This window comes from Mycoplana sp. MJR14, assembly GCF_029210525.1.
GTDB lineage: Bacteria > Pseudomonadota > Alphaproteobacteria > Rhizobiales > Rhizobiaceae > Mycoplana.
On the sequence record NZ_JARGEO010000003.1, the window covers coordinates 73,772 to 87,597 of the forward strand.

The window sequence follows — 13,826 nt, forward strand, 5'->3', positions numbered from 1 at the left end:
GGCCGGCTACGCGGCCCTGCGCCCGGACGTCTCGCGCTGGCCGGATGGGAGGGCCGCCGTCCCGCCGAGGCGGAACTGCTCGACGCGCTCCTTCAGCCGCGCCGCCTCCATCGCAAGCGTCGCTCCCGCGGCGTTGCTCTCCTCCACCATCGCGGCATTCTGCTGGGTGACCTGATCCATCTGGTTGACGGCGGTGTTCACTTCGCTGAGCCCGACGGACTGCTCGCGCGCCGAGGTGGCGATCGCGTCCATGTGCTGGTTGATCGTGACGATGTAGCCTTCGATCGTCTTCAACGCCCCGCCCGTCTGGCTGACGAGCTGCACGCCGTTCTCCACCTCGCCGGAGGAGTGCCGGATCAGGTCCTTGATCTCCTTTGCCGCCTGGGCGGAGCGCTGGGCAAGCTCGCGGACCTCCTGAGCGACGACGGCGAAGCCCTTGCCGGCCTCGCCGGCGCGGGCCGCCTCGACGCCGGCATTGAGCGCCAGAAGGTTGGTCTGGAAGGCGATCTCGTCGATCACGCCGATGATGTTCGAGATCTGGTTCGACGATTGCTCGATGCGGCTCATCGCCTCGACGGCGTTGGCAACGACCGTGCCCGATTGCCGCGCACTTTCATTGGCCTGGATTGCGACGGCGCGGGCCTCCTCGGCGCGCTTGCTCGAATTGGCGACGTTCGCGGTGATCTCGTCCAGCGCTGCGGCCGTCTGCTCTAGGGACGCCGCCTGCTGCTCGGTGCGCCGGGACAGGTCGTCGGCGCTGTGGCTGATCTCGCGCGAGCCGCTGTCGATCGCGTTCGTAGCGTTCGCCACCGCCGTCAGGGTCTGCCGCAACTGGTCGACGGCCCGGTTGTAGTCGGCGCGCAGGCTCTCGAAATCGGCAGCGAAGGGATCGTCGAGCCGGAAGCTCAGGTCTCCCGAGGCCAGGTGCTTCAGCCCCGTGGCCAGGCCGCTGGTCGCCTGTGCCATCGCCGCCGAGCGGTCCTGCTCCTTCGCGGCCGTCATCCGGCGCTCGTCCTCGGTGCGTTCGCGCTGTTCCTGCGCATCCCGCTCCAGTTGGCGCGTCCGGACGGCGTTGTCCTTGAACACCTGGACGGTGTTCGCCATCGCGCCCAGTTCGTCGCGGCGGTCGCGCCCTTCGACGACGGCGTCGAGATTGCCGGCGGCAAGCTCGGTCATCGTCCCGTTCAGGCGCCGGATGACGTTCCCCAGCCTGCGGGCAAAGAGGAAGAAGGCGGCCAGCGCCAGGAGCGCGGTCACGGTTGCCGCAAGCAGCGACAGGGTGAGGGCAGAGCGGCCGCTGGCATAGGTCGCCGTGACGTCCGATGCGGCCTCGATCAGGCCGATCGTGTCGCCGGAGAAATTGATCAGCGGCGTCGCGGTGACGAAAAGGGTGCGGTCTCCCGAATAGACGTAGCGGCCCGGTGCGGTGCCCTGCGCCATGGCCTGCAGTTCGTCGATCGCCACGAGCGGCTCGCCGTCGTAGGTCGCAGCCTGCCGCTGGAGCGCGCCGTCCTTGGCGACATAGACGGAGAACGCGCCGTTGATCCTCTCGGCCAGCCGGCTGAAGTAGTCGACGGTCAGCTGTGTGCCGACGTCGGCCGACCCGATGGCGGTCGTGCCGTCCATGACGGGGGCGGTTCCGAAGATGGCGATGCTGGCCTTGCCAGGCTCGATGCCGGAGGTCGGCCTTGCTTCCGCCACCGCCGTCTCGATGCCCTTGCGCCGGCCCTTGTTGTTGTCGCCGGCTTTTTCCGGGTCGTGGACGCGCGCGATCACCGTGCTGCCGGCATCCGCAAAGCCGATCGACTGGACCTCGCCGCGCGCCTTCAACTGCGCGTATCCGGTCTCGAGCGTCCTGACGATGCCTTCCCGGTCGCGCGCCTTCATCATCTGGACGATGCCGGGCTGCCCGGCGATGGCGATCGCGAGGCCCAGGTTGGCGCGCTGCTGGGCATCGATGCTGGAGACAAGGACGCCGAGGTCGTTCTGCGATTCGTCCTTCACCGCCTGCTCGATCAGGCTGACCTGCCGATGCCAGCCGATGCCGCCGATCACGCTGCTCGCAAACAGCACCGCGGCAAAGCCGCAGCCCGTGACGACCATCCAGAGCGGTCGGGCGACCTTCGTTTCCGTCTTCACTGCACAAACTCCTTCATGTTGCATTCTGCATGCAGTATTTCCCGCAGAGGTTAGTGCTAACTTAACCGATCATGCGATTTGTCTCACTTTTCGCAACTGGCGGTAGGCGTCACGGCAGTGGGCATTCCCCGGGGGCAGGGCGGACGGCGCGCGCTGCCGCTTCGTGCTGGAAGGTTCGCCCCCGTTCGGCAGCGGATCTACTCGTCTCTTGGAAAATGCGGCATAGCTCTCTAGACTTCCTGCGCGAGACTTCCTGCGCGGCGGGAGGCCGTGGCGAGGGAGGGAGGAGCCCGCGTTTTCGTGAAGCAGCGTTTTCGTATTCTTGTCTGGCTCGTGCTCCTGCCGGCCTTCCTCTATGCGATGATCGTGCCGGGCGGGGCGCTGGCAACCCGCAGCTACATGGATGAAGCATCGTTGCAGGCGGGCTCGGCGCTGCGCCTCGCCGTTTCGGCCCTGCGGGGACACCTCAGCCGCTACGAGCCGCTGCCGGCGCTGATTGCCGATCACGACGACATCAAGCACCTGGTCAGCGATCCCGACGACCGGACGCTGCGCGCGGCGGCGAACGCCTATCTCAAGGAGATCAACGGCCTGCTGGAATCCTCCGACATCTATGTGATGACGATGGACGGCGTCACCATCGCCGCCAGCAACTATGACGGTCCGACGAGCTTCGTCGGGCAGAACTTCAGCTACCGGCCCTATTTCCAGGATGCGGCCAAAGGCGGTCAGTCGCGCTTCTATGCGCTCGGTACGACATCCTTGAAGCGCGGCTATTATTTCGCCTCGCCGATCCGGGTCGACGGAACGATCCGCGGCGTCATCGTCTTCAAGGTCGATATCGATTCGATCGAGGCCTCCTGGCTGGGCGGCGAATACAAGATCTTCGTCTCCGATCCGGAAGGCATCATCTTCATGACCGGCAGCCCGGAGTGGCTCTATTCGGCCATCCTGCCGCTGACGCCGGAGCGGCTTGGGCGCACGCAGGCGTCGCGCCGCTATGCCGAGGCTGTGCTGAAACCGCTGCCCTTTCACGAGGACGAGGCGACGGGGCACCGGCTGATCACCCTCGCCGACGGCGGCGCCGCGCGCGAATACCTGGCGCTGTCCCAGTACATGCCGGAGGCGGACTGGACGGTGAACGTGCTGATGGACACGAGCTCGGTGCGCTCCCAGGCACGCACCATGCTCGTGGCCGTGCTGCTGTTTCTCGGACTTGCCGGACTGGCGGTCGCGATCGTCATCCAGTGGCGGGCACGGGCGCAGGAGCGGATGCGCATGCAGGTCGAGGCGCGAAACGAGCTGGAGCATCGCGTCGAGGAACGCACCGCCGACCTCGCCCGCGTCAACCGGCAGATCGAGCAGGAGATCGCGGAACGCCGGCTCACCGAACAGAAGCTGCGCGAGACCCAGGCCGACCTGATCCAGGCGGGAAAGCTCGCGGGGCTCGGCCAGATGTCGGCAGCGCTTTCGCATGAGCTGAACCAGCCGCTCGCCGCCGCCAAGACCTATGCCGACAGCGCGGCGATGCTGATCGACCGCAACCGCGTCGAGGAGGCCCGCGACAATGTCCGGCGCATCTCCGGGCTGATCGACCGCATGGCCTCGATCAGCCGGCACCTTAGGAATTTCGCCCGCAAGCCGAACGAAAAGCTCGGACCGGTCGCGCTGTCGGCCGTCATGACGGATACGCTGGAGATCGTCGCCGCCCGCCTGAAATCGGCCGATGCCACGCTTCTGATCGACCTCGGAAAGGAGCCGGCCGTGGTCCATGCCGGCTCGGTGCGCCTGCAGCAGGTGCTCGTCAACATCATCGCCAATGCCGCCGACGCGGTCGAGGGACTGCCCGACCGGCGCATCCATATCGACGCGGTGCGCCAGAAGGGAAGGGTGATCATCACGATCCGCGACCACGGGCCGGGCGTGCCCGCGGCGATTGCGGAGCGCATTTTCGATCCCTTCTTCAGCACGAAGGGCGTCGGCCGCGGTCTCGGGCTCGGCCTGTCGATCTCCTACAACATCGTCAAGGATTTCGGCGGCAGCCTTTCGGTCTCCAACCCGCCCGACGGCGGCGCCGAGTTCCTGATCGAGCTGGCCGCCGCGCGGATGATCAGCGAGGCCGCCGAATGACCGCAAGCCGCATTCTCCTGATCGACGACGAGGAGGACATGCGCCGCTCGTCGGCGCAGGCGCTGGGCCTGTTCGGCCTGGACGTCGTCACCTTCGCCAGCGCCGAGCCGGTGCTGGAGCGCGTGGGATACGGCTTCGACGGGGTGGTGGTCAGCGACATCCGCATGCCGGGAATGGACGGGATGACGCTGCTGCAGCGCGTTCGCGAGATGGATGCCGAAATTCCCGTGATCCTCGTCAGCGGCCATGCGGACGTGCAGCTCGCGGTCAGCGCCATGCGCGCCGGCGTCTACGACTTCGTCGAAAAGCCGTTCACCGCCCAGCAGCTCGCCGCCATCATCCGGCGCGCGCTGGACAGGCGCAGCCTCGTGCTGGAGAACCGCCGCCTGCGCGCGGTCGCCGGCAAGCGCGACGACGTCGAGGCGCGCCTGCCGGGTCGCACCCAGGTGATGGTCGACCTGCGCTACCGCCTGCGCGCGATCGGCGCGACAGATGCCGACACGCTGATCATCGGCGATACCGGTGTCGGCAAGGAGGTCGTGGCGCGCGCGCTGCACGACATCAGCGCCCGTGCCGACCGGCCGCTGATCGCCATCAATTGCGCGGCGCTGCCGGAGAACCTGATCGAGAGCGAGCTGTTCGGCCATGAGGCCGGCGCCTTCCCGGGCGCGCTGCGGCCGCGCTACGGCAAGTTCGAGCACGGCCGCGGCGGCACCATCCTGCTCGACGAGATCGGCTCGATGCCGATCGAGCTGCAGGCGAAGTTCCTGCGGGTGCTGCAGGAGCGGGTGATCACGCGGCTCGGCTCGAACGAACCGGTGCCGCTCGACGTCCGCTTCATCGCCACCAGCAAGGTGAACCTCGAGGGCGAGGTGGCGGCGGGCCGCTTCCGCCCCGATCTGCTCTATCGCCTCAACGTCGCGACCATCCACGTCCCTTCGCTGGCCCAGCGCCAGGCGGATGTGCCGCTCCTCTTCCTACAGCTCGTGCGCGAAGCGGCCGCCCGCTACGGGCGCGGCGACGTCGAGGTGCCGCCGGAGGTGGTGACGGAGATCGCCGGGCGCAGCTGGCCCGGAAACGTCCGCGAGTTGCGCAACGCGGCCGATCGGTTTGTCCTCGGGCTCGACCGCCAGCCGGACGAGACGCCGGAGCCCAGCCAGCGGCTGGCTGACCGGGTCGCCGCCTACGAGCGGAGCCTGATCGCCAGTGCGCTGGCGGCCCATGGCGGCAACCTTCGCCCCGTCTATGAACTCTTAGGGATTTCCCGCAAGACGTTGTATGAGAAGATGCAGAAGTACGGGCTCGACAAGAAGGTTCGCGCCATCGACAACGACTATGCCTGACGCCGGCGATGGGTGGAAATCCACCCATTGCTTTATCGGTTTGTCCCCGTTTCTACACATGCTGCGGCGCACACAGGGAAATATTCGAACGGAAGGCAGGCCTTGGCGGTTGTCCGCCGCAGCGCGAGCCGCACAGTTGCCCCATCCATGACCGGTACGGAGGGAGCCGTGCCGGCAGGCCACATCCTGGGGAGGATAACAATGAAGATTTTCAGCACCCTAATCGGCATGACGGCGGTCGCCGCCATTGCGCTCGTTTCCGGATCCGCCATCGCGCAGACCTATCCCGAGCGGACGATCACCATGGTCGTTCCCTTCTCCGCCGGCGGTCCGACCGACACGGTGGCGCGCCTGGTCGCCGAATCCATGTCCAAGGACCTCGGCCAGCAGATCATCGTCGAGAACGTCGGCGGCGCCGGCGGCACGCTCGGTGCCGGTCGCGTGGCGCAGGCCGATCCCGACGGCTACACGGTCCTGCTGCACCATATCGGCATGGCGACCAGCGCCACGCTCTACCGCAAGCTCGCCTACGACACGCTCAATGCCTTCGAGTATGTCGGTCTCGTCACCGACGTGCCGATGACCATCGTCGCCCGCAAGGACTTCGAGCCGACCGACCTCAAGGGCCTCGTCGACTACGTCAAGGCCAACAAGGACACCGTGACCGTCGCCAACGCCGGTATCGGTGCGGCCTCGCATCTGTGCGGCATGCTGCTGATGAGCGCGATCGACACGCAGCTCACCACCGTTCCCTACAAGGGTACCGGTCCGGCCATGACCGATCTGCTCGGCGGCCAGGTCGACATCATGTGCGACCAGACCACCAACACGACGAAGCAGATCCAGGGCGGCACCGTGAAGGCCTATGCCGTCACCTCGCCGGAGCGCCTGCAGGTGCTGCCGGACGTGCCGACTGCCGCCGAAGGCGGGCTGGCCGACTTCCAGGTCGGCATCTGGCACGGCATCTACGCGCCGAAGGGCACGCCGGCGGACGTCACCGAGCGCCTGTCGAAGTCGCTGCAGGTGGCGCTCAAGGATCCGAACGTCGTCGCCCGCTTCGCCGAGCTCGGCACCGTTCCCTCGCCGGAGAGCGATGCGACGCCTGCGGCCCTGAAGACCAAGCTCGAGAGCGAGATCGCCCGTTGGAAGCCGGTGATCGAGGCGGCAGGCCAGTACGCGGACTGACGATCGCGCTTCCAGTGGCCGCCCGCTTCACCGCGGGCGGTCATCGCCAGCTCGGATGCGACCGGATGCGGGCTCCGGGCAGGCGAACGGGTCGGCCAGGCGGGCCGGCCGATGACTTCAGCAGGCTGTCGCGACGGAGCGATCCGGCCGGCGGCGTTCGGCGGTTACGGCCGCACCAGGGGGAGACATGAAATCCTTGACAATCGACAGCACGAACGCGCTCTGCGGGGCGCTGTTCATCGCGCTGGGCGGCTTCTTCATCTATCAATGCCTGAACCTTGAACTCGGTACGGCGCTGCGCATGGGCCCCGGCTATTTTCCGCTGGTGCTCGCCGTCATCCTCACCCTTCTCGGCCTGATCATCCTCATCCAGTCCACCCGGGTCCAGGGCGAGCCGCTCGGCCCGATCGCACTGCGCGGCATGGCCTTCATCCTGCCCGCGCCGATCTTCTTCGGGCTGACCGTGCGCGGCCTCGGTTTCGTGCCCTCGCTGTTTCTCATCGCGCTGATCGCCGCATTCGCCTCGACGCGGATGAAGGCGCCGATGGCGGTCGTGCTGGCGATCGCGATCACGCTCTTTTCCGTGGTCGTCTTCAGCTATGCGCTCGGCCTGCCGTTCGAGCGCTTCGGCCCCTGGGTCCGGTTCTAGGAGGCGCATATGGATCTGTTCAGCAATCTCGCGCTCGGCTTCTATACGGCGGCGTCTCCCGAGAACCTCTTCTTCTGCCTTATCGGCGTGCTGCTCGGCACGCTGATCGGCGTGCTGCCCGGGATCGGCGCGACGGCGACGATCGCCATGCTCTTGCCGATCACCTTCCAGCTCGAGCCCGTCTCGTCGCTGATCATGCTGGCCGGCATCTACTACGGCGCCCAGTATGGCGGCTCGACGACGGCGATCCTCATCAACATGCCGGGCGAATCGTCGTCCGCCGTCACCGCGATCGACGGCTACCAGATGGCCAGGCGCGGCAGGGCGGGGGCCGCCCTTTCGATCGCAGCCCTCGGCTCCTTCTTCGCCGGCACCGTCTCCACCTTCCTGGTGGCGATCTTCGCGATCCCGCTGACCGTCCTCGCCCTGAAATTCGGCGCGGCGGAATATTTCTCGCTGATGATCGTCGGCCTCGTCTCCTCGGTGGCGCTCGCGCACGGCTCGATCGTCAAGGCGCTGGCGATGGTGGCGCTCGGCCTGCTGCTCGGCCTCGTCGGCACCGACATCTACACCGGCACCCCGCGTTTCACCCTCGGCATCCGCGAATATGCGGACGGGCTGAACTTCGTCGCCGTCGCCGTCGGCGTCTTCGGCGTGGCGGAGATCCTGCGCAACCTCGAAGGCGAGAAGACCCGCTCCGTGCTGATGGCCAAGGTCAGCGGCCTCTGGCCGACACGCGAGGACTTCAAGCGCATGATCGGGCCGGTGCTGCGCGGCACGGCGATCGGTTCGGCGCTCGGCATCCTTCCGGGTGGCGGCGCCATTCTCGCCGCCTTCGCCTCCTACACGGTGGAAAAACGCATCTCCGACCGGCCGCAGGAGTTCGGACAGGGGGCGATCGCCGGCGTGGCCGGGCCGGAATCGGCCAACAATGCCGGCGCCCAGACCTCGTTCATCCCGCTTCTGACGCTGGGTATTCCGGCCAATCCGGTGATGGCGCTGATGGTCGGCGCCATGATCATCCAGGGGATCGTGCCCGGTCCGAACGTCGCCTCCGAACAGCCGGCCCTCTTCTGGGGCATCATCGCCTCGATGTGGATCGGCAACCTGATGCTCGTGGTCTTGAACCTGCCGTTGATCGGGCTCTGGGTGAAGCTTTTGACTATCCCCTATTACGTGCTGTTCCCGATCATCATGGCCTTCTGCTCGATCGGGGTCTACAGCGTCAATTCCAACGTCTACGACCTCTATGCGGTCGCCTTCTTCGGCCTGGCCGGCTATGTGCTGGTCAAGCTGCGTTGCGAGCCGGCGCCGCTGCTTCTGGGTTTCGTGCTGGGGCCGCTGCTGGAGGAAAACCTGCGCCGCGCCATGATCCTGTCGCGCGGCGACCCGACCACCTTCATCACCCGGCCGATCAGCGCCATCCTGCTTCTGATCGCGCTCGCCGTGCTGGTGGTGGTGTTCCTGCCGTCGGTGAAGGCCAAGCGCGAGGAGGTGTTCCAGGAGGAGGACTGAGGCTCGATCGGGCGGCCGCGGACCTGCGAACGCCCTTGTCTGCAAAGCAGCTACAACGTGGAGGAAATAGCATGACCCGATTTCACCTGACGCGCCGTGGCGCGCTCGCAGCCGGCCTGTCGCTGGCCGCGATGCTGGCAACCGGTTCGCCGTCGCTGGCGCAGGACTTCCCCGACCGGCAGATCACCATGGTCGTGCCCTTCGCGGCCGGTGGATCGACCGATGTCGTCGGCCGCATCATTGCGCAGAAGATGTCGGACGAACTGGGCCAGCAGGTGATCGTGCAGAACGTCGCCGGCGCGGGCGGCAACCTCGGCGCCGACAACGTCGCGCGTGCGGAGCCCGACGGCTACACCATCCTGATGGGCACGGTCGCGACGCACGCGCTGAACCCGCTGATCCTGAAGTCGACGCCCTACGATCCGAAGAAGGATTTCGCCCCGGTCTCGCTGCTGGTCGTCGTGCCGAACGTGCTGGTGGTCAACCCCGAACTGCCGGTGAAGAACGTCGAGGAACTCCTGGCGCTCCTGAAGGCCGAGCCGGGCAAGTACAGCTACGCCTCGTCGGGCAACGGGACGCCGCTGCACCTGTCGGGCGAACTGTTCAAGTCGATGGCGGGCGTGGAGATGGAACACATCCCCTATAAGGGCTCCGGTCCGGCGCTGAACGACCTGCTCGGCAACCAGGTCTCTATCATGTTCGACAACCTGCCGTCCTCCTCCGGGCACATCAAGAGCGGCACGCTGCGCGCGCTCGCGGTGACGACGAAGGAGCGCGCGCCCTCGTTCCCCGATGTGCCGACGATCGCCGAGGCCGTTCCCGGCTATGAGACCTACACCTGGAACGCGCTCTTTGCGCCGGCCGGAACGCCGGCCGATGTGATCGCCCGCCTCAATGCCGCTGCCAACAAGGCGCTGGCCGACCCGGCCGTGGTCGAACGGATGAAGGAGTTCAGCGCCACGGTCGTCGGTTCGACGCCGGAGGAACTCGGCGCCCATGTGGATGCGGAGATCGCCAAGTGGACCCCGATCGTGCGCGACGCGAAGATCCAGCTCGACTAGACCCCGCGCACCATGTGACGGACAGCACGCCCCGGACCCGCAACGGATCCGGGGCGTTCGCTTGTCCGGGGTGTCCGTGGAGGACGACAATCCGTGCCTGCCCGGTCTTTGATGTTGACGGCCCCGGCGCCAGGTTGTTGAACGCTCTTTCGGTTTCGTTTCGAGGGCCCGGCCGGAGGGATCGACCGGCGCCGGCTTCGACGCATTCTGCCGTCTGCCACGCGTCGGGGCACAGGAGAGGAAGAGGATATGACAACAAACAGCGGCCAGTCGATTGCGACCCTTTCGGCCCGCATCCAGTCGGGGATGCTGGATCCCGTCGCATTGGCCGAGGAGACGCTCGACGCCATTGCCGGCCATGAGGACGGATCCGTCTTCGTCGCGTTGACGCGGGAGCGGGCGCTGAAGGAGGCCGAGGCGGCATCACGGCGCCTGCGCGAGGGCCGTTCGCTCGGCGTTCTCGACGGCATCCCCGTCGCATGGAAGGACCTGTTCGACCTCGAGGGTCTGGCGACCACTGCCGGGTCGAAGGTGCTGGCGACGGCCGAACCCGCCGCCGCGGACGCAGCCGTCGTCGCAGCGCTGAAGGCCGCCGGCATGGTGGCCGTCGGGCGCGTCAACATGAGCGAGTTCGCCTTTTCCGGGCTCGGCATCAATCCGCACTACGGCACGCCGCGAAACCCCGCCTCGAAGGACGTCGCCCGGCTGCCCGGCGGCTCTTCCTCCGGATCGGGCGTCGCCGTCGCCGCCGGCCTGGTGCCGGTCTCGATCGGCACGGACACCGGCGGCTCCGTCCGCATCCCGGCCGCCTTCAACGGCATCGTCGGCTACAAGGCGACGCGCGGGCGCTACGACATGAGCGGTGTCTTTCCGCTGGCGGGCAGCCTCGATTCGCTCGGGCCGCTCTGCCGCAGCGTGCAGGATGCGGTCTGGATCGACGCCGCCCTGCGCGGGCTGACCGCCTCCGAAGTGGTGCGCGGCGCGATCGGCGAACTGTCGCTGGTCGTGCCGGAAACAATCGTCTTCGACGACGTCGAGCCGGGCGTCGCTGCCGCATTCGAGCAGGCGCTGGACCGGCTGGCGCGCGCCGGCGCGAAGATCCGTCGGCAGGCGTTTCCCGTCTTTTCGGAGATATTCGCGCTGGCGGCGAGGAACGGCGCGCTGGTCACGGCGGAAGCCTATGCCGTGCATGCGGCGCGTCTTTCCGGCCCCGAGGCCGCCGAGATGGACCCGCGCGTCGTGGTTCGCACGCGGCTCGGCGAGAAGATCACCGCGGCCGGTTACATCGAGATCCTCAAGACGCGCGAACGGTTGATGGCCGAATTTTCGGCCGGCATCGGCGCCGGAGAACTGATCGTGTCGCCGACGGTGCCGCATGTGGCCCCGCCGATCGCGCCGCTCGTCGAGGACGACGCGCTGTTCTTCAAGACCAATGGCCAGACCCTGCGCAATCCGTCGATCGGCAACTTCCTCGATTGGTGCGCCGTCTCCATTCCCTGCGGGACGGGCGATGCCGGCATGCCGGTGGGCTTCCAGATCGCGGCGCTGCCCCATCGGGACCTAAGCCTGCTGTCCGCGGCCCTTGCCGCCGAGGCGGTGATCCGGGACGGCTTTTCCGCGTAGCGCTCAAACCGACGGGGCGCAGGCGGGTCGTCATCAACGAACCCCGCCTGCACCCCGCAATCGTCTGAACCGGAATTGCAACCCGGCGCCTTAACGGCAGCGCTTGGTGGTCTTGGTCACTTCGCGGTTTTCCGTTTCCTTCTTCACCGTCTTGGTGGTGCAGCGCTCCGTATCGATCGAGCCGACGGCGATGCCGTCCGGGGTCAGCACGATGGTGGGATCGACCTCGTGCGTCTCGTAGGTACGCTTCTTGACGATGGTGGTGGTGTCGGCCAGCGCCGGCAGGCCGACACCGATGGCCGCAAGGCCGGCGATGGATGCAACAATCAGTTTCCTCATGGGGAAAATCCTCCGCTTTCACACGAGGGATGAACGCCGGCGGCGTGGAAGGGTTCCGCGAGCCCGTATCACGAGCTCTTTTATTCAATGAAACCAAGATATTGAGGCGGGCGTGATCGCTCAGGCGGCCGGGTCCAGCTCCAGCTTCAGCCCGTGAAAGCGCTCGAGCGCCTGCAGGACGTCGGCGAGTTCGGCGGCCCTGCGTTCGGGGCTCCATCCCAGCGCTGCGGCCGCGACGCCGGCGATCGTCGTGAGATCCGCGGATGTCAGCGCACCGAGGATCGCCAGCGTCGTTCTCCGGAACACGACGTCGCCCAGATGCACGACGCGTTCGTTGCGCGCGATCCAGTCGATCTCGGCCAGGCTGTATCCGGTCGCATCCGGCAGGCGCTCGCGATCGGAGTGGGAGGATGGGTGCGACAGCACGGCCAGCGCCGTCGTGCCGTAGCGGGCGAGCAGTTCCTCGACCCTTTCGGCCGGCTGCCCGGTCTGAAGCGCGACCTTCCGTATCCATTCCGCGCGGGCCGCGGGGGTGGACGGAAAGCTCTTTCCGCCGCCGATCGCGAGCTTGCGGGTCGAGGTCGTCCGCGCGCGTTGCAGGCGCTTCAGGACGGTGTCGGCAACCTCCTCCGCAAAGCCGCGGAACGTCGTCCATTTGCCGCCGACGAGCGAGATGATCGGGAACGGCCGGCCGTTCTCCGGTTCCCGGACGGGGGCGGAGTGATCCCGGCTGATGAGGCCGGGCGTGGAGGCGTCGGAGGCGGGCAGGGGGCGGATGCCGCTGTAGCTGTAGACGACCTGTTCGGGCCGGAAGGACAGGGCGGGCAGGAGCGAGGTCAGGCTTTCCAGGAAATAGGCCGTCTCGGGCTCCTCGCAGCGGACGTTGTCGGGATCGTCGGACGGAATGTCGGTCGATCCGACCAGCGCCAGGCCGAGATAGTCGTAGACGAGGCAGATCCGCCCGTCGTCCGCCTCGAAATAGATCATGTGGCCGTTCAGGCTTTTCACCAGTTCCGGATGGTCGAGCAGGATGTGCGATCCCTTGGTGCCGCCGATCAGGCGCGAGGGGACCCCGAGCGTCGCGTTCACGCGGTCGATCCAGGGGCCGGCGGCATTGACGACGAGTTGCGGCTTGACCGAAAACCTGTGGCCGCCCGGGCGCTCGAAGGTCAGGCTGCCGCCTTCGGAGGACAGGAGCGTGGTGAAGTTCAGCGCCGCGGCCTTCGGGTTCGCGGCAAGCCCGTCGGCGACCAGTTCGTAGACGAGTCGCTCCGGCCGGCTGATCTTGGCGTCGTAATAGATGCCGCCGGCCACGATCGCGGGCGTCACGGTCGGCATCTCGCGCAGGGCGCGCCCGCGCAGGAGCAGCCGGTGGCGCGGCATCATCTGGTTGCGCGAACCGTAGAAGTCGTAGAGCGCCAGACCGATCTTGACGAGCACGGCGCCGCGGCTGCGCGGCGCGGTGGTCGAGCCGAAGAGGGTGCGGAGCGCCGCCCAGATGCCGCGCGTCCAGGAGAAGACGGGGATGAAGGTCGGCAGCGGCTCGACGCAATGCGGCGCGTTCTCCAGCAACAGGTTCCGCTCCAGCGTCGACTGCGCCACCAGCCCGAATTCGCCGGTCTCGAGATACTTCAGCCCGCCGTGGATGAGGCGGGAGGGGGCCGCGCTCGTGCCGGAGCCGAAGTCGGCCTTGTCGACGATCAGGCAGTTGACGCCCTGCAGGCAGAGGTCGCGGAACAGTCCGGCGCCATTGACGCCGGCGCCGAGGATGACGACGTCGGCGCCTCCCTCGGCCAGTCTCGAGAGGCGGAGATCCATGTCGTCGGCGGTATCGGTCATTTC

At 67.3% G+C, this 13,826-nt stretch carries 10 protein-coding genes; 7 read left to right on the forward strand and 3 right to left on the reverse strand.

Annotation, left to right across the window (positions count from 1 at the left end):
* Window positions 1–6 precede the first annotated feature (6 nt).
* Complete coding sequence (locus P0086_RS08390) at window positions 7–2,139, reverse strand: methyl-accepting chemotaxis protein (RefSeq protein ID WP_275784557.1); 2,133 nt, start codon at window positions 2,137–2,139, stop codon at window positions 7–9.
* A 360-nt stretch (window positions 2,140–2,499) separates the two neighbouring features.
* On the opposite strand from P0086_RS08390, the gene P0086_RS08395 reads away from it, so the two are divergent.
* The 7 genes from P0086_RS08395 to P0086_RS08425 all read left to right on the forward strand — a co-directional run bounded on the left by P0086_RS08395 (window position 2,500) and on the right by P0086_RS08425 (window position 11,645).
* Window positions 2,500–4,269: a sensor histidine kinase gene (locus P0086_RS08395; protein ID WP_275785241.1), complete on the forward strand. Its 1,770-nt coding sequence runs from the start codon at window positions 2,500–2,502 to the stop codon at window positions 4,267–4,269.
* Window positions 4,266–5,612, forward strand: coding sequence for a sigma-54 dependent transcriptional regulator (locus tag P0086_RS08400; RefSeq protein WP_112594816.1), 1,347 nt, complete (start codon window positions 4,266–4,268; stop codon window positions 5,610–5,612). Before P0086_RS08395 ends, P0086_RS08400 begins: the two co-directional genes overlap by 4 nt.
* Before the next feature lie 201 nt (window positions 5,613–5,813).
* On the forward strand, window positions 5,814–6,797 hold the full coding sequence (locus tag P0086_RS08405; RefSeq protein ID WP_112594818.1) for a tripartite tricarboxylate transporter substrate binding protein BugD: 984 nt from the start codon (window positions 5,814–5,816) through the stop codon (window positions 6,795–6,797).
* A gap of 187 nt (window positions 6,798–6,984) precedes the next feature.
* Window positions 6,985–7,446: a tripartite tricarboxylate transporter TctB family protein gene (locus P0086_RS08410; RefSeq protein WP_112594820.1), complete on the forward strand. Its 462-nt coding sequence runs from the start codon at window positions 6,985–6,987 to the stop codon at window positions 7,444–7,446.
* Window positions 7,447–7,455: 9 nt separating this feature from the next.
* A complete protein-coding gene (locus P0086_RS08415; RefSeq protein ID WP_112607001.1) occupies window positions 7,456–8,961 on the forward strand; it encodes a tripartite tricarboxylate transporter permease in 1,506 nt (501 codons plus the stop codon).
* 71 nt (window positions 8,962–9,032) lie between these two features.
* The gene (locus tag P0086_RS08420) at window positions 9,033–10,022 is read left to right on the forward strand and encodes a tripartite tricarboxylate transporter substrate binding protein (RefSeq protein WP_112594824.1); all 990 of its coding nucleotides are present in this window, start codon (window positions 9,033–9,035) and stop codon (window positions 10,020–10,022) included.
* Window positions 10,023–10,271: 249 nt separating this feature from the next.
* Window positions 10,272–11,645: an amidase gene (locus tag P0086_RS08425; RefSeq protein WP_275784563.1), complete on the forward strand. Its 1,374-nt coding sequence runs from the start codon at window positions 10,272–10,274 to the stop codon at window positions 11,643–11,645.
* A gap of 90 nt (window positions 11,646–11,735) precedes the next feature.
* On the opposite strand, the gene P0086_RS08430 is transcribed toward P0086_RS08425, so the two are convergent.
* Both P0086_RS08430 and P0086_RS08435 read right to left on the reverse strand, forming a co-directional pair.
* Window positions 11,736–11,984, reverse strand: a complete 249-nt coding sequence (locus P0086_RS08430) for a hypothetical protein (protein WP_112594828.1) — start codon at window positions 11,982–11,984, stop codon at window positions 11,736–11,738.
* 120 nt (window positions 11,985–12,104) lie between these two features.
* Window positions 12,105–13,823, reverse strand: coding sequence for a glycerol-3-phosphate dehydrogenase/oxidase (locus P0086_RS08435; protein ID WP_275784567.1), 1,719 nt, complete (start codon window positions 13,821–13,823; stop codon window positions 12,105–12,107).
* Between the last annotated feature and the right edge of the window lie 3 nt (window positions 13,824–13,826).

Coding starts and splice junctions, on each gene's coding strand:
- P0086_RS08395 (WP_275785241.1), top strand. CDS start 2,500: ATGATCGTGCCGGGCGGGGCGCTGGCAACCCGCAGCTACATGGATGAA.
- P0086_RS08400 (WP_112594816.1), top strand. CDS start 4,266: ATGACCGCAAGCCGCATTCTCCTGATCGACGACGAGGAGGACATGCGC.
- P0086_RS08405 (WP_112594818.1), top strand. CDS start 5,814: ATGAAGATTTTCAGCACCCTAATCGGCATGACGGCGGTCGCCGCCATT.
- P0086_RS08410 (WP_112594820.1), top strand. CDS start 6,985: ATGAAATCCTTGACAATCGACAGCACGAACGCGCTCTGCGGGGCGCTG.
- P0086_RS08415 (WP_112607001.1), top strand. CDS start 7,456: ATGGATCTGTTCAGCAATCTCGCGCTCGGCTTCTATACGGCGGCGTCT.
- P0086_RS08420 (WP_112594824.1), top strand. CDS start 9,033: ATGACCCGATTTCACCTGACGCGCCGTGGCGCGCTCGCAGCCGGCCTG.
- P0086_RS08425 (WP_275784563.1), top strand. CDS start 10,272: ATGACAACAAACAGCGGCCAGTCGATTGCGACCCTTTCGGCCCGCATC.
- P0086_RS08430 (WP_112594828.1), bottom strand. CDS start 11,984: ATGAGGAAACTGATTGTTGCATCCATCGCCGGCCTTGCGGCCATCGGT.
- P0086_RS08435 (WP_275784567.1), bottom strand. CDS start 13,823: ATGACCGATACCGCCGACGACATGGATCTCCGCCTCTCGAGACTGGCC.